General features: G+C 60.5%; 19 protein-coding genes. 10 read left to right on the forward strand and 9 right to left on the reverse strand.

All coding sequences use genetic code 11. The annotated features are described in order from the left end of the window. Nucleotides 1-2 precede the first annotated feature (2 nt). Nucleotides 3-530, forward strand: coding sequence for a D-glycero-beta-D-manno-heptose 1,7-bisphosphate 7-phosphatase (gene gmhB / locus D886_RS0100615; protein ID WP_027592056.1), 528 nt, complete (start codon nt 3-5; stop codon nt 528-530). 60 nt (nt 531-590) lie between these two features. Further along, nucleotides 591-1,361, forward strand: coding sequence for a 1-acyl-sn-glycerol-3-phosphate acyltransferase (locus tag D886_RS0100620; protein WP_027592057.1), 771 nt, complete (start codon nt 591-593; stop codon nt 1,359-1,361). Nucleotides 1,362-1,541: 180 nt separating this feature from the next. Here D886_RS0100620 and D886_RS0100625 read toward each other — a convergent pair whose 3' ends face one another. Together D886_RS0100625 and D886_RS0100630 are read right to left on the reverse strand one after the other, a co-directional pair. After that, complete coding sequence (locus tag D886_RS0100625; protein WP_027592058.1) at nt 1,542-3,161, reverse strand: MFS transporter; 1,620 nt, start codon at nt 3,159-3,161, stop codon at nt 1,542-1,544. 97 nt (nt 3,162-3,258) lie between these two features. Then, a complete protein-coding gene (locus D886_RS0100630) occupies nt 3,259-4,905 on the reverse strand; it encodes a GMC family oxidoreductase (RefSeq protein ID WP_027592059.1) in 1,647 nt (548 codons plus the stop codon). Between the two features lie 160 nt (nt 4,906-5,065). Between D886_RS0100630 and D886_RS0100635 the strand changes: the two genes are divergently transcribed. Then, the gene (locus tag D886_RS0100635; protein ID WP_027592060.1) at nt 5,066-5,953 is read left to right on the forward strand and encodes a LysR family transcriptional regulator; all 888 of its coding nucleotides are present in this window, start codon (nt 5,066-5,068) and stop codon (nt 5,951-5,953) included. On the opposite strand, the gene D886_RS0100640 is transcribed toward D886_RS0100635, so the two are convergent. Genes D886_RS0100640 through D886_RS0100650 form a run of 3 tightly spaced genes read right to left on the reverse strand, consistent with a single transcriptional unit; the run spans nt 5,942 to nt 8,961 of the window. Next, a complete protein-coding gene (locus D886_RS0100640; RefSeq protein ID WP_027592061.1) occupies nt 5,942-6,760 on the reverse strand; it encodes a sulfite exporter TauE/SafE family protein in 819 nt (272 codons plus the stop codon). The two genes, D886_RS0100635 and D886_RS0100640, sit on opposite strands and share 12 nt — an antisense overlap. Further along, nucleotides 6,757-8,037: an FAD/NAD(P)-binding oxidoreductase gene (locus D886_RS0100645; protein WP_027592062.1), complete on the reverse strand. Its 1,281-nt coding sequence runs from the start codon at nt 8,035-8,037 to the stop codon at nt 6,757-6,759. The genes D886_RS0100640 and D886_RS0100645 overlap by 4 nt, the downstream gene beginning before the upstream one ends. A gap of 39 nt (nt 8,038-8,076) precedes the next feature. Beyond that, nucleotides 8,077-8,961, reverse strand: coding sequence for an MBL fold metallo-hydrolase (locus tag D886_RS0100650; RefSeq protein ID WP_027592063.1), 885 nt, complete (start codon nt 8,959-8,961; stop codon nt 8,077-8,079). A gap of 222 nt (nt 8,962-9,183) precedes the next feature. Between D886_RS0100650 and D886_RS0100655 the strand changes: the two genes are divergently transcribed. Both D886_RS0100655 and D886_RS0100660 read left to right on the forward strand, forming a co-directional pair. Further along, the gene (locus D886_RS0100655) at nt 9,184-10,485 is read left to right on the forward strand and encodes a sigma-54-dependent Fis family transcriptional regulator (RefSeq protein ID WP_027592064.1); all 1,302 of its coding nucleotides are present in this window, start codon (nt 9,184-9,186) and stop codon (nt 10,483-10,485) included. A 140-nt stretch (nt 10,486-10,625) separates the two neighbouring features. Further along, a complete protein-coding gene (locus D886_RS0100660) occupies nt 10,626-11,048 on the forward strand; it encodes an RcnB family protein (protein ID WP_027592065.1) in 423 nt (140 codons plus the stop codon). A gap of 68 nt (nt 11,049-11,116) precedes the next feature. Here the strand turns inward: D886_RS0100660 and gyrB are convergent, their stop codons facing one another. From gyrB to dnaA, 4 genes are read right to left on the reverse strand one after another with little or no spacing between them, the layout of a single operon-like run. Next, a complete protein-coding gene (gene gyrB / locus D886_RS0100665; protein ID WP_027592066.1) occupies nt 11,117-13,537 on the reverse strand; it encodes a DNA topoisomerase (ATP-hydrolyzing) subunit B in 2,421 nt (806 codons plus the stop codon). Nucleotides 13,538-13,541: 4 nt separating this feature from the next. Next, nucleotides 13,542-14,645 carry a DNA replication/repair protein RecF gene (recF, locus tag D886_RS0100670; RefSeq protein WP_027592067.1) on the reverse strand — a complete coding sequence of 368 codons (1,104 nt, stop codon included), beginning with the start codon at nt 14,643-14,645 and terminating at the stop codon, nt 13,542-13,544. A gap of 15 nt (nt 14,646-14,660) precedes the next feature. Further along, nucleotides 14,661-15,764 (reverse strand): DNA polymerase III subunit beta, encoded by a 1,104-nt coding sequence (gene dnaN, locus D886_RS0100675; protein ID WP_027592068.1) that lies wholly within the window; start codon nt 15,762-15,764, stop codon nt 14,661-14,663. 40 nt (nt 15,765-15,804) lie between these two features. Then, nucleotides 15,805-17,334, reverse strand: a complete 1,530-nt coding sequence (dnaA, locus tag D886_RS0100680) for a chromosomal replication initiator protein DnaA (RefSeq protein WP_027592069.1) — start codon at nt 17,332-17,334, stop codon at nt 15,805-15,807. Between the two features lie 596 nt (nt 17,335-17,930). On the opposite strand from dnaA, the gene rpmH reads away from it, so the two are divergent. The 5 genes from rpmH (at nt 17,931) to mnmE (ending at nt 21,859) form a co-directional block, all read left to right on the forward strand. Continuing rightward, nucleotides 17,931-18,065: a 50S ribosomal protein L34 gene (gene rpmH, locus D886_RS27525; protein WP_003253163.1), complete on the forward strand. Its 135-nt coding sequence runs from the start codon at nt 17,931-17,933 to the stop codon at nt 18,063-18,065. A gap of 13 nt (nt 18,066-18,078) precedes the next feature. Beyond that, a complete protein-coding gene (rnpA, locus tag D886_RS27530; protein WP_077068714.1) occupies nt 18,079-18,483 on the forward strand; it encodes a ribonuclease P protein component in 405 nt (134 codons plus the stop codon). Then, on the forward strand, nt 18,476-18,721 hold the full coding sequence (gene yidD / locus D886_RS27535; RefSeq protein ID WP_075046823.1) for a membrane protein insertion efficiency factor YidD: 246 nt from the start codon (nt 18,476-18,478) through the stop codon (nt 18,719-18,721). The genes rnpA and yidD overlap by 8 nt, the downstream gene beginning before the upstream one ends. Nucleotides 18,722-18,723: 2 nt before the next feature. Next, the gene (gene yidC, locus D886_RS0100690; RefSeq protein WP_027592071.1) at nt 18,724-20,406 is read left to right on the forward strand and encodes a membrane protein insertase YidC; all 1,683 of its coding nucleotides are present in this window, start codon (nt 18,724-18,726) and stop codon (nt 20,404-20,406) included. 82 nt (nt 20,407-20,488) lie between these two features. Beyond that, nucleotides 20,489-21,859, forward strand: a complete 1,371-nt coding sequence (gene mnmE, locus D886_RS0100695; RefSeq protein WP_027592072.1) for a tRNA uridine-5-carboxymethylaminomethyl(34) synthesis GTPase MnmE — start codon at nt 20,489-20,491, stop codon at nt 21,857-21,859. The last annotated feature ends 480 nt before the right edge of the window (nt 21,860-22,339 follow it).

A 22,339-nucleotide genomic window follows, 5' to 3' on the forward strand; every position in this document is an offset into this window, starting at 1 on the left:
CCTTGAAACTGCTGATTCTCGATCGAGACGGGGTGATCAACTATGACTCCGACGCTTACATCAAGTCGCTGGAGGAGTGGATCCCCATTCCCGGCTCGGTCGAGGCCATCGCGCAGTTGAGCAAAGCGGGCTGGACGGTGGCCGTGGCCACCAACCAGTCCGGCATTGCCCGCGGCTATTACCCGGTGCAAACCCTCGAGGCCATGCACGCGCGCCTGCGTGCGTTGGTGGCCGAGCAGGGCGGCGAAGTGGGCCATATCGTCTATTGCCCACATGGCCCGGATGAAGGCTGCGATTGCCGCAAGCCCAAGCCGGGCATGCTGCGGGCGATTGCCGAGCACTACCAGGCCGACCTTGGCGGCGTGTGGTTTGTCGGCGACAGCCAAGGTGACCTTCAGGCCGCCCTGGCCGTCGGTGCACAACCCGTGTTGGTGAAAACCGGCAAGGGCGAGCGGACCCTGGAAAAAGGTGTCCCTGAAACTACACTGATTTTCGACGATCTGGCAGCTATCGCCAGAGAACTAATTTAAACAGTGCGCCTTAGGGCGCATTTTCTCAGGCGGGCACGCCCCGCAACGGTACATGCCACTATGTCGATCCTGCAGGCGATCAGAATCTTTCTTTTTTACCTGCTGCTGGGCACCAGCTCGTTGCTGTGGTGCTCCCTGAGCTTTTTTGTCGCGCCCTTCTTGTCGTTCCCCAAGCGTTACACGTTCATCAACGTGTACTGGTGCCGTTGCGCGTTATTTTTGACCCGCACCATCCTTGGCATCGATTACAAGATCACCGGCGCCGAGAATGTGCCGAATGAGCCGTGTGTGATCCTGTCCAACCATCAGAGCACCTGGGAGACCTTCTTCCTTTCCCAGTACTTCTCGCCGCTCAGCCAAGTGCTCAAGCGCGAGCTGCTGTACGTGCCGTTCTTCGGCTGGGCCATGGCCATGCTGCGGCCCATCGCGATCAACCGCGACAACCCTAAAGAAGCCCTGCGTCAGGTCGCCAGCCAAGGTGATGAACTGCTCAAGCAGGGTGTGTGGGTGCTGATCTTCCCAGAGGGCACCCGCGTGCCGTTTGGCACCGTCGGCAAGTTCTCCCGTGGCGGTACCGCGCTGGCGGTCAATGCCGGCCTGCCGGTGCTGCCCATTGCGCACAACGCGGGCAAGTTCTGGCCCAAGGCTGGCTGGGGCAAACGTGCGGGCACCATCGAGGTGGTGATCGGTGAGCCAATGTACGCCAACGGCACCGGCCCTCGTGCAATTGCCGAGCTCAATGACCGCGCCGCCGCCTGGAACGAGGCCACGCAAAGGGCCCTGGGTTCGCTGCCACCCGCGGCTGAAAAGCCACAGGAGCAGACTGCTTGAGTTTCTGTGGATAACTTGTGAGCAGTTTTTCTGCAATCTGTTCTATGTATGCAGTAAGTGATTGAATTAGCTGTTTATTTCTTCACATGACAGATTTGCGAAAAACGTGCATAAGTTTTTTCGCGGCATAAAAAAACCGGCTTTTAAAGCCGGTTTTTTTATGGGTAAACCTGAGCCGCGTCAGACCTTGTCGATATCCACGTCCTTGGTTTCTTTCAGGCAGAAAATCCCCACCACCAGGCTGATGCCGGTCACCAGCACCGGGTACCACAGCCCGTAGAAGATATCCCCGGTATACACCACCAGCGCGAACGACACTGTCGGCAGGAAGCCACCGAACCAGCCGTTGCCGATGTGGTAGGGCAGGGACATCGAGGTATAGCGGATACGGGTCGGGAACAGCTCGACCATCACCGCCGCCAGTGGGCCATAGGTCATGGTCGCGATCAGGATCATCGCCACGATCAGCACCACCACCATCACCTCGTTGACCTGCCCCGGATCAGCCTTGGCTGGGTACCCCGCCTGCTCGATCGCCGAGCGCATGGCGGCGTCGTCGAAACCATTGATGGTCTTGTCGCCAATGTTGACCACCACCTCGCTGCCAGCCACGCTCACCGAGCTGTACGGCAAGCCTTGCTTGACCAGGAACGTCTTGACCTTGTCGCATGGGCTGTCGAAGCGCGCCTTGCCAACCGGGTCGAACTGGAAGGTGCAGCCCTGCGGGTCGGCGGTCACGACGATCGGTGCCTGGCGGCTGGCGGCGTCGATCTGCGGGTTGGCGTAATGGCTGAGCGCCTTGAACAGCGGGAAGTACAGCACCGTCGCCAGCAGCAGGCCGAGCATCAGAATCGGCTTACGCCCGATACGGTCCGACAGCCAACCGAAGAACACGAAGAACGGCGCGCCGATCACCACACTGATGATCAGCAACGTGTTGGCCTGGGCGGGGTCCATCTTGAGCATCTGGGTCATGAAGAACAGCACGTAGAACTGCGCGGTGTAGAAGGTCACCGCCTGGCCAGCATTGATGCTGAACAGGGCAGTGAGCACCACCTTGAGGTTCGGCCAGGAGGTGAACGACTCGCGGATCGGCGATTTGCTGATCTTGCCCTGGGCCTTCATTTTCACGAAGGCAGGCGACTCGTGCATGCTCATGCGAATCCAGGTGGAAATCGCCAGCAGGAAAATCGACAGCAGGAACGGCAGGCGCCATCCCCAGGTTTCGAACTGGTCACCACTGATGTAACGGCTGCCCAGTACGACCAGCAACGACAGCAGCAGGCCCAGGGTGGCGGTGGATTGAATGAAACCGGTATGGAAGCCGCGTTTACCCGGCGGGGCATGCTCGGCCACGTAGGTGGCCGCGCCACCGTACTCGCCACCAAGCGCCAGGCCCTGCAGCATGCGCAGGATTACCAGGATGATCGGTGCCGCAATACCAATGCTGGCATACGTGGGCAGCAGGCCGACGGCAAAGGTCGACAGGCCCATCAGCACGATGGTCACCAGGAAGGTGTACTTGCGCCCGATCATGTCGCCCAGCCGGCCAAACACCAGCGCACCGAAGGGGCGAACCAGGAAGCCGGCGGCGAAGGCCATCAAGGCAAAGATGAAGGCCGTGGTGTCGTTGACCCCAGCAAAGAACTGCTTGCTGATGACCGCCGCCAGCGCGCCATAGAGAAAAAAGTCATACCACTCGAAAACCGTCCCGAGGGATGACGCGAAAATGATCTTTCTTTCTTCACGACGGCTGGCGCTGCTGGCCGTCGCACCCTGCTCTTGGATGTAATCCGACATCGTTGCTGTCCTCGGCCCACAGGCCACAGTGATTATTCTTTTTGTTCCACTGTCGGCAGCCTCCGACCGCAAGCTGCCGGTGTTGCACGCACCCGGGTCAGGGCGTCGGTATTGCGTCTTCGTTTAGGTAGGTCTGGGTCGCAGCTCCTTTGAGGATAAGTTGCGCCGCCTTTTCGGCGATCATCAGCGTGGGTGAACAGGTATTGCCGGAGGTGATCTGCGGCATGATCGAGGCATCCGCCACCCGCAAGCCTGGGATGCCATGCACCCGCAACTGGTTATCCACAACATCCTCTGGGCCACTGCCCATGCGGCAGGTGCCCACGGGATGGAAGATGGTGGTGCCAATCTTGCCAGCGGCCTCAAACAACTCGTCTTCGCTTTGCAGGGCAGGGCCCGGCAGGTATTCCTGGGGGTCGAAGGCCGCGAGGGCAGGGGCCTGGACGATGCGCCGCGTCATGCGAATGGCGTCTGCGGCGACCCGCAAGTCCTGTGGGTCACTGAGGTAGTTGGGGTCGATCAGTGGCGCGCTGTGCATATCGGCGGCGCGGATGTCGATGCGCCCGCGGCTGAGCGGGCGCAGGTTGCACACCGAAGCGGTGAAGGCCGGGAAGCGGTGCAATGGCTCGCCGAACCGCTCCAGCGACAAGGGCTGCACGTGGTACTGCAAGTTGGCCGTGGCCTGTTCGGGGCTGGAGCGCACGAACGCCCCCAACTGGCTAGGCGCCATGGCCAACGGGCCGCTGCGGTCATAGAGATAACGCAGGCCCATGCCCATCTTGCCCCACAGGCTGTTGGCCATCTGGTTCAAGGTACGGGTGTTGCGGATCTGGTAGATCAGGCGCAATTGCAGGTGGTCCTGCAGGTTGCCGCCGACACCGGGCATGTCATGCCGCACGCCAATGCCCAAGTCTTCGAGCAGCTTGCGCGGGCCGATACCAGACCGTTGCAGGATCCCCGGCGAGCCGACGGCGCCGGCGCACAGAATGATCTCGCGACGGGCAGCGAACTCGTGCCAGGCACCTTGCCAGCGGGCTTTTACCGCACGGGCACGGGTGTTGTTGAGCAGTACCTGATCGACCTCTACACCGGTCAGCACCGTCAGGTTGGGCCGGCTGAGCACGGGCCGAAGAAACGCCTTTGACGCGTTCCAGCGCACGCCACTGCGCTGGTTGACCTGAAAGTATCCACAGCCCTGGTTGTCACCGGTGTTGAAGTCGTCGACCTTGGCGATGCCACTTTGCTCGGCCGCCTCGCGGAACGCATCGAGGATCGGCCAGCTGTAACGCTGGCGCTCGACCCGCCATTCGCCGGCAGCGCCATGGTGCTCGCTGTCACCGGCAAAATGGTTTTCACTGGCCTTGAACAGTGGCAGTACGTCCTTCCAGGCCCAGCCTGGGTTGCCTTGCTCGGCCCAGTGGTCATAGTCAGCCGCCTGGCCGCGCATGTAGATCATGCCGTTGATCGATGAACAACCGCCCAGCACCTTGCCCCGTGGATAACCCAGGCTGCGACCACCCAGGCCGCTTTGTGCTTCGGTCTTGAAGCACCAGTCAGTGCGTGGGTTGCCGATGCAGTAGAGGTAGCCGACGGGGATGTGGATCCAGGGATAGTTGTCACGGCCACCCGCTTCCAGCAGCAGCACGCGGCAGGAAGGGTCGGCGGACAATCGATTGGCCAGCAGGCACCCGGCTGGACCGGCGCCCACGACCACGTAGTCGAAGACAGAATCGGCTGATGGCATGTGCAACCTCGCGCCTGATTATTGTTCTTGTCCCGAACCATCTTATTGATTAATTTCGCTGTGGAAACACGAGATTTCGCGCAGCCGCTGTGCGTTTTAGCACAGTGACATGTCTGCTTTGGCCATCGCCGGCCAGAGTGAACAGCCCAAAAGGATCAGCATGTTCGACTGGAACGATCTGCGGTTTTTCCTCGAGTTGCAGCGCAGCGGCCGTTTGCTCACTGCCGCCAAACGCCTCAATACCACCCACAGCACCGTGGCCCGGCATATCGAGAGCATCGAGAAAAGCCTGGGCACGCCACTGTTCGTGCAGCATGCCCAAGGCTACGACTTGACCCCGTCCGGGCAGGCCCTGCTCAAGCACGCCGAAGCCATGGAAAACGTCGCCTTGCTGGCGCAGGAAGAAATCACCCAAGCCATCACCCCGCTGGGCAAGATCCGCCTGGGGGTGACCGAAGGCATTGGCATCATGTTCTTCACCCCGCGCATGAACGCGCTGTTCGAGCGCTACCCAGGCCTTGAGGTGGAACTGGTGGCGGTGCCGCGCTTCGTCAGCATCCTCAACCGCGAGGCGGAAATCAGCATCCACCTGGAGCGGCCCAACGCCGACCTGCTGATCACCCGCAAGCTCACCGACTACCGCCTGGCGCTCTACGCCAGCCAAGCGTACCTCGACCGCGCACCGCCGCTGCGCAACCGCGAAGACTTGGCTCGGCACAGCTGGATCGGCTACGTCGATGACCTGCTGTTCAGCCAGGAGCTGCTGTTTCTCAACAGTTTCTGCCGCGCGCCCAACGTGGCGTTTCGCAGCACCAGTGTGATCGCCCAGCAACACGCGGCGCGCGCGGGCCTTGGCATTGCCGTGCTGCCCAACTTCATGGCGCGCCATGACCCGACGCTGGTCCGGGTGCTGCCCAGCGAAACCATCCAGCGCAGCTATTGGATCTGCACCCGTCGCGAGCTGCACAAATCGGTGCGCCTGCGGGTAGTGTGGGACTACCTGCTGGCGCTGTGTGCCGCCGAACAGGGCGAGCTGCTAGCCCAGTAGCGCCTTGCCGGCCAACAGCAGGGCGGCCGCCCAACCGGCCACGGCAAACATCTGCTGCAAGCGCGGCCCGGCGAGTTTGGCTGCCAATGGCCGCGCCAGCAGCAAACCGACCACCGCACCGAGCGCAAACGGTGCGCCGACCTGCCAGTGCATCACCCCCGCCAGGCTGGCGCTGACCACGCTCCCCGTGGACACCAGCGCAATCACCGCCAGCGAGGTCGAAACGATGCTGGCCATGCGCAAATTGGTGTAGCGGTTCAAGGCGGGGATGATCACAAACCCACCGCCCACGCCCAGCAACCCCGACAGCAACCCCGACAGCGCGCCGGTAAAGGCCAGGGCGCGTGCGCAGGGCAACGTCCAGCGTAAACGGCCCTGCAGCGGGTTGAGCACGCAGGGTTCGATGTAGCGGTGAGCATCGTTGGCTTCACCGCGCAGCTCCCTGGCCGCCTTGCGCCAAATGCGCAGGCAGGCGTAGACCAGCACGCCGGCGAATACCAATGCCAGCGGCGTGTTGGGCACACGGTGCGCCAGCATGAGGCCGAAGGGCGCTACCGCGATGCCGATCAGGGCGATGAACAACGCCGCTCGATAGCGCACCAACCCCTGACGCAAACCCAGCACTGCCCCCACGGCGGCAGCAAGGCCCACCGCCAACAGGCCGACTGGCGCCGCCTCGGCCATCGACAGGCCAAGGCCAAACACCAGCAATGGCACCGCAAGAATACCGCCCCCCGCACCGGTCAAGGCCAGCACGGCACCGATGACCGCCCCCAAGCCTGCGCCCAACAGTTGGTGTTCGATCACTGTTTGGCCTCAGCTACCAATGGCTGCGGCCGCGCCAACCATTCACGCCCCTTGAGCATGCCTTTCCAGTACAACGGCGGCAGTACCCGCGCCTTGAGCAACCAGGCCAGGCGCGTCGGCCGTCGGCCATCGAGTAGCCAGCGTGGGAAGCTCGGCGCCACTTTGCCGCCGTAGGTGAACTCGGCCAGCACGATCTTGCCGCGCTCGACAGTCAGCGGGCACGAACCATAGCCGTCGTACATGGCGAGGGTAGGGAGCCTGCCCAACCCCACCAACACGTTATTGGCCACTACCGGCGCCTGCTTGCGCGCTGCCGCAGCAGTCTTGGCATTACTGGTGTTGGCCACGTCGCCCAGGGCATGGATAGTGGTGAACTTTCGATGGCGCAAGGTCTGCGGGTCGACGTCGACCCAGCCCGCGCTGTCTGCTAACGGGCTCTCGCGAATGAAGTCTGGCGCCACCTGCGGCGGCACCACGTGCAGCATGTCGAAGGCCTCGACACGGGTTTCAGTGCTGCCGTCGGCCAAGGTACGCACGAACGTCGCGCGCTTGCCGGGGCCATCCACCGCCACCAGGCGATGGGCGTAGTTAAGGTCCACGGCGTACTTGTCGATGTAAGCCATCAGTGCGGGCACGTAGTCGGCCACGCCAAACAGCACGGCCCCGGCGTTGAAGAAACTGGCTTTCACATCCCCCAAGTGCCCGTGGCGCAGCCAGTGGTCGCAAGACAGGTACAGCGCTTTCTGTGGCGCACCAGCGCACTTGATCGGCATCGGCGGTTGGGTGAACAAGGCGCGGCCCTGCTTGAGCTGCTGCACCAGTTGCCAGGTGTACGAGGCCAGGTCGTAGCGGTAGTTGGAGGTCACGCCGTTACGGCCCAGTGTCTCGCTCAGGCCGTCGATGGCCTGCCAATCGAGTTTCAGGCCTGGGCAAACCACCAACTGTTCATAGCTGATAGCGCGGCCATCTTCGAGTACGACCAACTGGCCCAAAGGGTCGAAGCCCTGCACGCGCGCCTTGATCCAATGTACGCCACGGGGAAGGGTCGAGGCCATGGTGCGCGCCGTGTCTGGCGCCTTGAACACGCCGGCACCGACCAGGGTCCAGCCGGGCTGGTAGTAATGCACGTCGGCGGGGTCGATCAGGGCGATATCCAGTGACGGATCACGGCTGATCAGGCTGGACGCGGTGGCGATACCGGCAGCACCGGCACCGACGATCACCACTTTGTGGTGGTCGGTATTGAGCGTTTTGGCAGGGTGGAGCAAGGCAGGCATGGCGGTATTTCCTGGAAATCTCGTTATGGGTAAAAGCGGTTAAAGCGTGTTCAGTGGAATCTTCAGGTAGCTCACGCCATTGGCCTCGGGCTCAGGGAAGTGGCCGCTGCGCATGTTGACCTGCACCGATGGCAGGATCAGCACGGGCATGTCGAGGGTCTTGTCGCGGGCTTCGCGCATGGCCACGAAGCTGTCTTCGTCGATGCCGTGGTGAATGTGGACGTTGCTGCCACGTTGCTCGGCCACGGTCGTGACGTATTGCATGTCGCGCCCACCCGGCAGGTAGTCGTGGCACATGAACAACCGGGTCTGGTCGGGGAAGGCCAGCAGGCGGCGGATTGAGCGATACAGGGTGCGGGCATCGGCGCCGGGGAAGTCGCAACGGGCTGTGCCATAGTCGGGCATGAACAGCGTGTCACCGACGAACACCGCCGTTTCACCGCCATCGACCACCACATAGCTCATGCAGGCGGGGGTGTGCCCCGGCGTGTGCAAAGCACGGGCATGCAGGTTGCCGATACGGAAACCTTCCTCATCCTCCAACAGGACATCGAACTGGCTGCCATCCCGGGCAAAGCCGGGTTCGGCATTGAACAGCGCGCCAAACACTTTCTGCACCTGGGTGATCTGCGCACCGATGGCGGTGTGGCCGCCGAGCTTGTCCTTCAGATAGGCCGCGGCCGACAGGTGGTCTGCATGCACATGGGTTTCCAGTATCCACTGCACCTCGGCATCGAGCGCCTTTACCCGGGTGATCAACCGGTCTGCCGAGGCGGTGCAGGTGCGCCCCGACTTGGGGTCGTAATCCAAAACGCTGTCGATCAACGCGCATTTGCGCGTCTCGCCGTCCATGAGCAGGTAGCTGATGGTCGAGGTCGCCTCGTCGAAGAAGGCTTCCACGTGAAGGTTGTTACCGATGATCATCACGTTCTCCAAAGTTTCCTACGCCCCCTATAGAGGCGTAGGCAGTGAACGGAGGTTTATCAAGATGCATGCCAGGGTTTTTCACAGGCCTTGGCCAATGAATACGGGCCGGGCTGGCGCTTGCCTGGCAACATGGCAGCCACGTTGGCAGTCGACTGTCAGCCAATGGCAGTGTTTGGCAGTCCTTGCTACCCTCCGCCGGGTTATCACATCGGTGCCGTCATGCCTGAGCCTCATCACATCATCCTAGCGTTGGTTTCCTACCTCGAACACGATGCCCTGCCCACCATCGTGCTGGACACGGACTACAACATTCTCGCGGCCAACGCGGCCTACCGCCGCCAGTTCGGCCGAGACCAGCAGGCGCCGCTGGGTGAAAAATGCCACAAGGTCTCGCACCACTATGCCGTGCCGTGCGACCAGGCCGGCGAGCATTGCCCCATGCGCAAGGCATGGGACAGCAAGGTGCCGGAACGTGTGCTGCACATTCATCACACGCCACGCGGCCCTGAGCATGTGGACGTCGAGCTGCGGCCAATCCTGGATGAGCAGGGCAGGGTGGTCGCCTTTGTCGAGCGCCTCACCACCATCACGCTCGCCGCAGCGCAACCTCAGCAGCAGGGCTTGGTTGGGCGGGCGCCAGCGTTCAAGGCAGCATTGGCCAGCCTGCAGCGCGCGGCGCCCGCGCAAATCCCGGTGTTGCTCCAGGGCGAATCGGGTACCGGCAAAGAGCTGTTCGCCCGCGCCCTGCACATGGGCAGCCCGCGCGCAAACGGGCCGTTGGTCGTGGTCGACTGCACCGGCTTGACCGAGTCGCTGTTCGAGAGCGAGCTGTTCGGCTACGAGAAAGGGGCGTTCACCGGCGCCAACCAACGCAAGATCGGCCTGGCCGAAGCCGCACATGGCGGCACGTTGTTCCTCGACGAAATCGGCGAAGTGCCGATGGCCATGCAGGTCAAGCTGCTGCGCCTGATCGAGTCCGGCAGCTTCCGCCCGGTGGGCAGCCTGCGGACCGTGCACTCGGATTTCCGTTTGGTCTCGGCCACGCACAAGCCGCTCAAGAAAATGGTCGCCGAAGGTACGTTCCGTGAGGATCTGTATTACCGCATCAGTGGCTTTCCTATACGGCTGCCTGCCCTGCGTGAGCGCGTGGAGGACCTGCCATTGCTGGTCGAAAGCCTGCTCCAGCGTATGGCTGGGCAGCCCGCGCCCAGGTTGGCCGATGACGCATTGAAGCACCTCGGGCTGCATCCGTTCCCGGGCAATATCCGCGAGTTGCGTAACATCCTTGAGCGGGCACGGCTGTTTGCCGATGACGGGCTGATCCGTCCCGAGCACCTGCCTGACGACATCGGCCCACCGATTGCACCCGGCGTGACCAGGGGCCGAGGCCATAGCGACCTGAGTGAGCTGGCGCAGGCGCTGGAGCAGTTTCAGGGCCCACGCAGTGAGCTGGCGCGCCACTTGGGCATGAGTGAGCGCACCCTCTATCGACGCCTGAAGGCGCTGGGCTTGGGCACGTAGGCAGTCTAGGCCTTGCCCACCTTTACCTGACCTTTACCTCGAGCTAAGGAGTAGCTTGGCAAAACCGCTGTCTGATCCGTTAACCGCACCAGGCGAACAGAACTTGCGCCGGGCATTAACATGCAGAGGATCAGCAACACATGAAAAAAACCCTGACCGTGCTGTGCGCCGCGCTGATGTTCAGCGCGCCGCTGGCCAGCTTTGCTCAACCGGGCCCACCCCAGGGGCATGACAACGGCCCCTCCCATCAGGGCAACACACCGCATGGCAACGGCCAGCACGGCAAACAGCCGCAGGGTCGGCCGGGTAACGGCCATGCGCCAGCCCCTTACCAAAACCCGAACTTCCGTCCACAGCCGGGTATGCCGATACCTCATCAGCAATGGCAACGCGGGCATGCCGTTGACCCCCATTACCGCGGCGATCGCTACTGGGTAACCGACTGGCGTGCACGTCACCTCTATGCGCCACCGCGTGACCACCGTTGGTTGGCTGTGAATGGCGACTATGTGCTGGTGGCGATTGCCAGTGGGGTGATCGTGAACATTCTCAGCGGCTACTGACCCACCGTATCGCACGCATAAAAAAGCCCGCTTTCGCGGGCTTTTTTTGTCGTTCAACCTACACCTGATCAGAAGTCCAGGTTCGATACCGACAGCGCGTTGCTTTCGATGAACTCGCGGCGAGGTTCCACTGCATCGCCCATCAAGGTGTTGAAGATCTGATCGGCAGCGATCGCGTCTTCGATGGTGACCTTGAGCATGCGGCGCACGGTTGGGTCCATGGTGGTTTCCCACAGCTGGTCCGGGTTCATCTCACCCAGCCCTTTGTATCGCTGGATGGTGTGGCGCTTGGTGCTTTCGTTCATCAGCCAGTCCAGGCCTTCCTTGAACTCGACGATTGCCTTGCGGCGCTCGCCACGCTGCACATAAGCACCTTCGCCCAGCAGGCTGGCCAGCTTGGAACCGATGTTGACCACGGTACGGTAGTCGTTGCTGCCGAAGAAATCGCGGTTGAAGGTGATGTAGCTGGCCAGGCCGTGCGAGGTGATTTCCACTTCCGGCAGCCAGACATTGCGCTCCTTGTCTTCGCGCAGGCTGGCTTGATACGCCAGGCCCGACTTCTGGGTGCTGCTCAGACGCTCCTGGAACTTGGCCAGCCAGGCCTGCATCACAGCGTGGTCGCCCAGTTGCTCCAGGGTAACTTCCGGCAGGTAGATGAAGTGCTCGGTCAGCTCCTGTGGGTACAGGCGCGACAAACGCTTGAGGGTCTTCATCACGCCACGGAACTCGTTCACCAGGCTTTCCAGCTGAACACCGGAAACCGCTGGCGCCGACTCGTCCAGGTGCAGGCTGGCATCTTCCAGGGCCGATTGGGTCATGTATTCTTCCATGGCCTCGTCGTCTTTGATGTACTGCTCCTGCTTGCCTTTCTTCACCTTGTACAACGGTGGCTGGGCAATGTAGATGTAGCCACGCTCGACCAGCTCTGGCAGCTGACGGAAGAAGAAGGTCAGCAGCAGGGTACGGATGTGCGAACCGTCAACGTCAGCATCGGTCATGATGATGATGTTGTGATAACGCAGTTTGTCGATGTTGTACTCTTCGCGACCGATACCACAGCCCAGTGCGGTGATCAGCGTACCGACCTCCTGGGACGAGATCATCTTGTCGAAGCGAGCCTTCTCGACGTTGAGGATCTTACCCTTCAACGGCAGGATCGCCTGAGTGCGACGGTTACGACCTTGCTTGGCCGAACCACCGGCGGAGTCACCCTCCACCAGGTACAATTCGGAAAGGGCAGGGTCCTTTTCCTGGCAGTCGGCCAACTTGCCTGGCAAGCCCGCGATGTCCAGTGCACCTTTGCGGCGAGTCATTTCACGCGCCTTGCGCGCGGCTTCGCGGGCACGGGCGGCGTCGATCATCTTGCCGACAACAGCTTTGGCTTCGTTCGGGTTCTCGAGCAGGAAGTCCGAGAAGTACTTGTTCATCTCCTGTTCCACGGCGGTTTTCACCTCCGAGGAAACCAGCTTGTCTTTGGTCTGGGAGCTGAACTTGGGGTCAGGGACCTTGACCGAGATGATCGCGGTCAGGCCTTCACGGGCATCGTCGCCCGTGGTCGCCACCTTGTTCTTCTTGGCCAGGCCTTCCTGCTCGATGTAGCTGTTCAGGCTGCGGGTCAGCGAAGAGCGGAAGCCCACCAAGTGAGTACCGCCATCGCGCTGCGGAATGTTGTTGGTGAAGCACAGCAGGTTTTCGTTGAAGCTGTCGTTCCACTGCAGGGCAACTTCAACACCCACACCATCGTCACGCTGGACGTTGAAGTGGAACACCTGGTTGTTCACCGGCGTCTTGTTGGTGTTCAGGTACTCGACGAACGCACGCAGGCCGCCTTCGTATTTGAAGAACTCTTCCTTACCGCTGCGTTCATCCTTGAGCAGAATGCCGACGCCCGAGTTGAGGAACGACAGTTCACGGATCCGCTTGGCCAGGATGTCCCAGCTGAAGTGGATGTTCTTGAACGTCTCAGCCGAAGGCTTGAAGTGGATGTGGGTACCGGTCGTTTCGCTGTCACCTACAATCGCCATAGGCGCTTGAGGGACACCATGAACGTAGGTTTGCTCCCAGATCTTGCCGCTGCGACGCACAGTCAGCACCAGCTTCTCGGACAGGGCGTTAACCACGGAAACACCCACACCGTGCAGGCCGCCCGAAACTTTGTACGAGTTGTCGTCGAACTTACCGCCGGCGTGCAGCACGGTCATGATGACCTCGGCTGCGGATACGCCTTCTTCTTTATGCACGTCAACCGGAATGCCGCGACCGTTGTCGCGCACGCTGATGGATTCATCCGTGTGGATGATGACGGTGATGTCATCGCAATGACCGGCGAGGGCTTCGTCGATCGAGTTGTCGACCACTTCGAAGACCATGTGGTGCAGGCCGCTACCATCATCGGTGTCGCCAATGTACATGCCGGGACGCTTGCGTACGGCATCCAAACCTTTCAGCACTTTAATGCTGGAGGAGTCGTACGTTTGATTTTCGCTCATGCCTTCACTCCCGATGGTCGTGGGTCTGGGTGATACGGCCCTGTTCCACGTGGAACAAAGCAACTGGCGTTTCCGTCTGCCAGCCTTCCCTCAGTAATTCGTGATCTACACAGGTGATGAACACCTGGCAGCGTAATTCTTCTAGCAAGCGGCACAATGCGCGGCGGTGTTGCTCGTCCAGTTCTGACGGCAAGTCATCCACGAGATAAATACAGTGACCGCGGCGAGCCTGGCTGACGAGGTGCCCTTGGGCAATGCGTAGCGCACACACCACAAGTTTCTGCTGCCCTCGCGACAGAATGTCGGCTGCGTTATTGGCAGCCAAACGAAGACGCAGATCAGCACGCTGCGGACCGGCCTGGGTGTGGCCCATTTGCTGGTCACGAAGAAGAGAGGAGGCGAGTACTTCGTTGAGTTCCCGGTCCTTGTCCCAGCCTCGGTAATAGCTCAGGGTCAACCCGTCAAGCTCGACCAGTTCGCTCAGGGTTCGCTCGAAGACGGGCTTCAAGGCCTTGATGTAGTTGCGACGGTATTCATCTATTTCCGCGCTGGCCAGGCACAATTCCCGGTCCCAGGCGGCTTGCGAAGCTGGGTCAAGTGTACCATGCCGCAACCACGAGTTCCGCTGCCGGAGCGCCTTCTGCAGACGTTGCCAGGCAGGCAGAAAACGAGGTTCCACGTGGAACACTCCCCAATCCAGGAATTGGCGGCGAATTTTCGGGGCGCCTTCCAACAGCCTGAAACTGTCCGGGTTAATCAGCTGCAGGGGTAGCAGCTCGGCCAACTGCGCAGCGCTTTTGGCATTCTGCCCGTCGATACGGATGGTGAAATCACCTTGCCGCTCGCGAGATACGCCTAGGTTGCTGGTGCCCCCCGACGTCAACTCAACCTCGCCAAACACGGTGCAAGCTGGCTGCTCGTACTGGATGACCGGGTTCAGACGGGTACTGCGGAACGAGCGCGCCAGCCCCAACAAGTGCACAGCTTCGAGCACACTGGTTTTGCCGCTGCCGTTAGCACCGTAGAGGATGTTGATGCGGGGAGAGGGTGAGAGGGTCACCGGGTGCAGGTTGCGCACCGCGGTGACCATGATACGTCGAAGGGACATTCAGTCTGCTACAGGTTACAGACGCATCGGCATGACAACGTAGGAAGAGTCATCATTGCCAGCCTCCTGCAGCAGCGCACTGCTGTTGGAGTCGGACAGAATCAGACGTACCTGCTCGGTCGTCATCACGCCCAGCACGTCCAGCAAGTAGCTGACGTTGAAGCCGATCTCCAGCGCGCTGCCGTTGTAGTCGACGCTGATCTCTTCTTCTGCTTCTTCCTGCTCAGGGTTGTTGGCCTGAATCTTCAGTTGGCCAGCGGCCAGTTGCAGGCGAATGCCGCGGTACTTTTCGTTGGACAGGATCGCGGTACGGCTGAATGCCTCACGCAGCGCCTGACGATCACCGACCACCAGCTTGTCGCCCCCCTTAGGCAGTACACGCTCGTAGTCCGGGAACTTGCCGTCCACCAGCTTGGAGGTGAAGGTGAACTCGCCGGTGGTTGCGCGAATGTGGTGTTGCCCCAGGACGATGCTGACCATGCCTTCCGGATCAGTCAGCAGGCGCGCGAGCTCCAGGATACCTTTGCGCGGCACGATCACCTGGTGGCGATCATCCTGCTCGATGGGCGCGCTCATGGAGCACAGCGCCAGGCGGTGGCCATCGGTAGAGACGGCGCGCAGGGTGTTACGCGACACCTCCAGCAGCATGCCGTTGAGGTAGTAGCGCACATCCTGTTGAGCCATGGCAAAGCTGGTGCGCTCGATCAGGCGGCGCAGCTTGCTCTGTTCCAGGTTGCAGGTCAGCGAGCCTGGGCCTTCTTCCACCGTCGGGAAGTCATTGGCGGGCAGGGTCGACAGGGTGAAGCGGCTGCGGCCGGCCTTGACCAACAGTTTTTGCTCGTCGACCTTGATATCGATCAGGACGTCGTTTGGCAGGCTTTTGCAGATGTCCATCAGCTTACGGGCCGGGACAGTGATTTCGCCAGGCTCGGCTGGCTCTTCCAGTTGCACGCGGCCTACCAGTTCGACTTCCAGGTCGGTACCGGTCAACGACAGCTGCTGGCCTTGCACAACCAGCAATACGTTAGACAGGACCGGCAAGGTCTGACGGCGCTCGACGACACCGGCGACCAGTTGCAGGGGTTTCAACAGGGCTTCGCGTTGAATGGTGAAATGCATGGTCTAGTCCCTTGCCTTCAATTAGCTGCGCAGACGGCCATCAGGTCGTCAGCGTCCGCAGCAGGTTCTTGTAGTCCTCGCGGATGTCCGCGTCGGATTCCTTCAGTTCGTTGATTTTGCGGCAGGCGTGCAGCACGGTCGTGTGGTCGCGACCACCAAACATGTCGCCGATCTCCGGCAGACTGTGGTTGGTCAGCTCCTTCGACAGGGCCATGGCTACCTGGCGCGGGCGCGCGACAGAACGCGAGCGACGCTTGGACAACAGATCGGAGATCTTGATCTTGTAGTACTCGGCCACTGTGCGCTGAATGTTATCCACACTGACCAGCTTGTCTTGCAGCGCCAGCAAGTCTTTGAGCGATTCGCGAATCAGTTCGATGGTGATGTCGCGGCCCATGAAGTGCGAGTGAGCGATCACCCGCTTCAGGGCACCTTCCAGTTCGCGGACGTTAGAGCGGATGCGCTGGGCAATAAAGAAGGCAGCGTCATGCGGCAGCTCGACTTTAGCCTGGTCCGCCTTCTTCATCAGAATCGCGACACGCGTTTCCAGCTCGGGAGGCTCTACCGCAACGGTGAGGCCCCAGCCGAAGCGGGATTTCAGACGTTCTTCCAGGCCTTCAATTTCCTTCGGGTAGCGGTCGGAGGTGAGGATCACCTGCTGGCCGCCCTCGAGCAGGGCGTTGAAGGTGTGGAAAAACTCTTCCTGGGAACGCTCTTTGCGGGCGAAGAACTGGATGTCGTCGATCAGCAACGCATCGACCGAGCGATAGAAGCGCTTGAATTCGTTGATGGCATTGAGCTGCAACGCCTTGACCATGTCCGCGACGAAACGCTCCGAATGCAGGTAGACCACCTTGGCATTCGGATTTTTCTTCAGCAGGTGGTTACCCACAGCATGCATCAAGTGGGTTTTACCCAAGCCCACACCCCCATAAAGGAAGAGCGGGTTGTAGCCATGCTTCGGGTTGTCGGCGACCTGCCAGGCAGCGGCCCGCGCCAGCTGGTTCGACTTACCTTCGACGAAGGTGTCGAACGTGAACGTGCGGTTCAGGTAACTGGTGTGCTTGAGGGCACCTTCAACCTGAACAGTGCGCTGTTCGGTGCGGGTGTTGGTAGCCGGTGCCGGCGCAGGCTCGGCCATGGCATCAAAGCTGTCACGCGACGAAGGCTCGGCAACCTCATTGACCTGCGCAGCTTCCACAGGCGCAGCGGCAGGCTCTACCGACATCGCAGCAGGCGCGGCTTTTTGTACCTGGGTCTGCGCCAGCGAAGCGGCCACAGCGGCACTGACCGGCGCATTGGGCGCGGCCCGCGGCGCCGAGCTGCGACGGCTGCCTATTAATAAGGAAAGGGCAGGCGCAATGCCGCTGCCGTTCTCACCCAACAGCTCGAGCAGACGACCCAGGTACTTTTCATTGACCCAATCGAGAACGAAACGGTTAGGCGCATAGACGCGCAACTCGTCGCCTTCGGCTTCGACCTGTAGCGGACGGATCCAGGTGTTGAATTGCTGGGCAGGCAGTTCATCGCGCAGAAGCTCCACGCACTGCTGCCAAAGTTCCACTGACACGGATATCCCCTGAGTTTGAAAGCCGGATGAGGCAAAAACAAACCGCCATTGTACCGGTCGAGCGATCAGTTATCCACATGTGGATACGTTAGGAGCCATGACAAAACAGCCATTTATCGACCAAAACGGCTTTATTGCGCTGTGCATAAGCTCTGTGGATAACCGCGCCTGAGGGCTATGCACAACCCTGGGTTGAGATCTGTGGATAATTCACCTGTGGATAATGAGCACTTTAATCCACAGCTTCTGCGCATGCGGAGCACAAGCGCAGCACCGGATACCGACAGGGTTTCAAAACTCTGTACAGCCCGCTATTTCTGGGCTTCAGAACGTTATCCACAGAAAGTTATCCACTTAAGATTTATAAGTTCTTTAAGAAAGCTTTTTAAATGTCTCTTCTTTTTTTTCATGTTATCCCCCGATGTGCGTTCACGCTAAGGCCGTGTCTGGGCAGCGTCTGATCGACCGAGCCCGTCACGCCTTCTATAAGGAATGACTGGTTGGAAATTGACCTATTGGCTTGCTTTCTCTAGAATCGCCGGTCTCTTAAAAAGGGGGCCATCCCGGCCGTCGTCGACAAACCCAGGTAACACGCCATGAAACGTACTTTCCAACCAAGCACCATCAAGCGCGCGCGCACTCACGGTTTCCGTGCTCGTATGGCTACCAAGAACGGCCGCGCTGTTCTGTCGCGTCGTCGTGCCAAAGGCCGTAAGCGTCTGGCCATTTGATTTTTCGGCACAGGTGGTGAGTCAGGACTTCAGTCGGGAAAAGCGACTGCTTACACCCCGACATTTCAAAGCGGTCTTCGACTCCCCAACCGGCAAGGTTCCAGGGAAAAACCTGCTGATCCTTGCTCGCGAGAACGGCCTCGATCATCCGCGCCTTGGCCTGGTGATCGGCAAGAAGAGCGTCAAGCTCGCCGTTCAACGCAATCGCCTCAAGCGCTTGATGCGCGATTCCTTTCGTCTGAACCAGCAGATACTCGCTGGCCTGGACATCGTGATCGTCGCGCGCAAGGGATTGGGTGAGGTAGAAAACCCGGAATTGCATCAACACTTTGGCAAGCTCTGGAAACGCCTGGCGCGCAGCCGGCCTTCTCCAGCGGTTAGCGCCGATTCCGCAGGGGTAGACAGCCAAGATGCGTAAACTGGCACTCGTTCCGATCCAGTTTTACCGTTATGCCATCAGTCCTCTGATGGCCAGTCACTGTCGTTTCTTCCCCAGCTGCTCCTGTTACGCTTACGAAGCCATCGAAAACCATGGCTTATGGCGTGGTGGGTGGCTGGCCGTTCGTCGCCTGGGGCGTTGTCATCCGTGGAACGACGGCGGTTTCGATCCCGTTCCACCCGCTCCTTCCTCCCGAACTTCTTCGATAGCCGAGTAATCATGGATATTAAACGCACGATCCTGATCGCCGCGCTGGCAGTCGTGTCCTACGTCATGGTCCTGAAGTGGAACGATGACTACGGCCAAGCTGCCCTGCCGACTCAGAATACTGCTGCCAGCACTGTTGCTCCGGGCTTGCCCGATGGCGTGCCGGCCGGTAACAACGGTGCCAGCGCCGATGTACCGAGCGCCAACGCCGAATCGAGCCCTGCCGAACTGGCACCGGTCGCACTCAGCAAGGATCTGGTCCGCGTCAAGACCGATGTTCTGGAACTGGCTATCGACCCGGTGGGTGGTGACATCGTCCAGCTGAACCTGCCGAAGTACCCACGCCGTCAGGACCACCCGAACATTCCGTTCCAGCTGTTCGACAACGGTGGCGAGCGTGTTTACCTGGCCCAGAGCGGCCTGACCGGCGCCAATGGCCCGGACGCCCGTTCCACGGGTCGCCCGCTGTACGCGGCTGAACAGCGCAACTACCAGCTGGCCGATGGCCAGGAACAACTGGTGGTGGACCTGAAGTTCAGCGACAACGGTGTGAACTACATCAAGCGCTTCAGCTTCAAGCGCGGTGAGTACGACCTGACTGTCAGCTACCTGATCGACAACCAGAGCAGCCAGGCTTGGAGCGGCAACATGTTTGCCCAGCTCAAGCGTGACGCCAGTGGCGATCCGTCTTCGAGCACGGCGACCGGCACCGCTACCTACCTGGGCGCCGCCCTGTGGACAGCTGCCGAGCCGTACAAGAAAGTGTCGATGAAGGACATCGACAAAGGTAGTTTGAAAGAAAATGTGTCCGGCGGCTGGGTCGCCTGGCTGCAGCACTACTTCGTCACTGCCTGGATCCCGGCCAAGTCGGACAACAACGTTGTCCAGACCCGCAAGGACAGCCAAGGCAACTACATCATCGGCTACACCGGCCCAGCCATCAGCGTTCCGGCTGGCGGCAAGGTCGAAACCAGCGCCATGCTGTACGCCGGTCCGAAGATCCAGTCCAAGCTCAAAGAGTTGTCCCCAGGCCTGGAACTGACCGTCGACTACGGCTTCCTGTGGTTCATTGCCCAGCCGATCTTCTGGCTGCTGCAACATATCCACAGCCTGCTGGGTAACTGGGGCTGGTCGATCATCGTCCTGACCATGCTGATCAAAGGCCTGTTCTTCCCGCTGTCGGCTGCCAGCTACCGCTCGATGGCGCGCATGCGTGCCGTGGCGCCGAAGCTCGCTGCGCTGAAGGAACGCTTCGGTGATGATCGCCAGAAGATGTCCCAGGCGATGATGGAGCTGTACAAGAAAGAGAAGATCAACCCGCTGGGTGGCTGCCTGCCGATCCTGGTTCAGATGCCGGTATTCCTGGCCCTGTACTGGGTACTGCTGGAAAGCGTAGAAATGCGCCAGGCCCCATGGATGCTGTGGATCACTGACCTGTCGATCAAGGATCCGTTCTTCATCCTGCCGATCATCATGGGCGCCACCATGTTCATTCAGCAGCGTCTGAACCCGACGCCGCCGGATCCGATGCAGGCCAAGGTAATGAAAATGATGCCAATCATCTTCACCTTCTTCTTCCTGTGGTTCCCGGCTGGCCTGGTGCTGTACTGGGTTGTGAACAACTGCCTGTCGATTTCGCAGCAGTGGTACATCACCCGCCGTATCGAAGCAGCGACTAAAAAAGCTGCTGCTTGACGGGCTGCTAGTCTGTGAATAAAAACGCCCCCTAGTGGGGCGTTTTTGCTATCTGTCGTTTTTGTCGTAGAGGCTTTCGAGCATGAACACTGTGCGTGAGACCATCGCTGCCATCGCTACCGCCCAAGGCCGCGGTGGCGTGGGCATTGTCCGCTTGTCTGGCCCTCTGGCGGCCAAGGCAGGCCAGCTCATCACCGGCCGCACCCTGACGCCTCGCCATGCGCATTACGGGCCCTTCCGTGATGACCAGGGCCTGGTCCTGGACGAAGGCATCGCGTTGTACTTCCCGGGGCCGAACTCGTTCACCGGTGAGGATGTGCTCGAGCTGCAGGGGCATGGTGGGCCGGTGGTCCTCGACATGCTGCTGCAACGCTGTGTACAACTTGGTTGCCGCCTGGCCCGGCCCGGTGAGTTCAGCGAGCGTGCGTTTCTCAACGACAAGCTCGACCTGGCGCAAGCCGAGGCGATCGCCGACCTTATCGAGGCCAGCTCCAGCCAGGCCGCGCGCAATGCCTTGCGTTCGCTACAAGGTGAGTTCTCCAAGCGTGTGCACAGCCTTACCGAGGCGCTGATCGCCTTGCGGATCTATGTCGAAGCGGCGATCGACTTTCCTGAGGAGGAGATCGACTTCCTCGCCGATGGCCACGTGCTGTCGATGCTGGACGCGGTGCGTGGCGAGTTGTCCACAGTGCAACGCGAAGCCGGGCAGGGCGCTTTGCTGCGCGATGGCATGACCGTAGTTATTGCCGGCCGTCCGAATGCGGGTAAATCCAGCCTGCTGAACCGCCTTGCGGGCCGCGAAGCCGCTATCGTCACCGACATCGCCGGCACCACCCGCGACATCCTGCGTGAACATATCCACATCGATGGCATGCCGTTGCATGTGGTCGACACTGCAGGCCTGCGTGATACCGATGACCATGTGGAAAAAATCGGCGTCGAGCGGGCGCTCAAGGCTATTGGCGAAGCGGATCGTGTATTGCTGGTGGTGGATTCCACAGCCCCGGAAGCCGCAGACCCGTTTGCCCTCTGGCCGGAGTTCCTCGATCAGCGGCCAGACCCTGGCAAAGTCACCCTGATCCGCAACAAGGCTGACCTCAGTGGTGAGGCCGTGGGCCTGGAACAGTGTGACGACGGCCATGTGACCATCACCCTCAGCGCCAAGGACGACGACAGTGGCTTGCAGTTGCTGCGCGACCACCTCAAGGCCTGCATGGGTTATGAACAGACCGCCGAGAGCGGTTTCAGCGCCCGCCGGCGCCACCTCGATGCTCTGCGCCAGGCCAGCGATCACCTGGAGCATGGCCGCGCGCAATTGACCCTGGCGGGGGCCGGTGAGCTGCTGGCTGAGGACCTGCGACAGGCTCAGCAGGCCCTGGGAGAGATCACAGGGGCGTTCAGCTCGGATGACCTGTTGGGGCGCATCTTCTCCAGTTTCTGCATCGGTAAGTAATCCACAGGCCTTCAAAAGGCACTCGCAACACCAGGCCGCTCCTTCGGGAGCGGCTTTTTTTTGCCCGGCGATTGGTTAGCAAGGGGCTGTAGATAGCAAAAGCACGGCTCGACTTCCGGTTTTATTTCATCCACAGCAGCCAAAACACTCGCCTGTACCCTGTGGAAAACCCTCCATCAGCTCTCTTGATAACCCCCTCTTTTTCTTGAGGAAAAACCCGCTTGTGCATAAGTAGCACTTTAATCCACAGGCTAAAGGACGTTATCCAGAGGCCTTATGGCACTTGGATAACAGGGTTTAATTTCTCTGTACACAGCGCAGCGTAAGGGCTGTGTAACCTTATCCACAGAAAGGTGTGTGCATAAGAATAAACATAAAAACAAAGCTTTTTTAAATCTCTCTTCGTTGTTTTTGTTGTCTGCCACTCATCCACAGCCTGATCAAATTTTGCGCAAGCGGTTCCTTTGCAAGGGGGTAAGT

The sequence above is a fragment of the Pseudomonas sp. LAIL14HWK12:I7 genome, from assembly GCF_000483465.1.
Taxonomy (GTDB): domain Bacteria; phylum Pseudomonadota; class Gammaproteobacteria; order Pseudomonadales; family Pseudomonadaceae; genus Aquipseudomonas; species Aquipseudomonas kermanshahensis.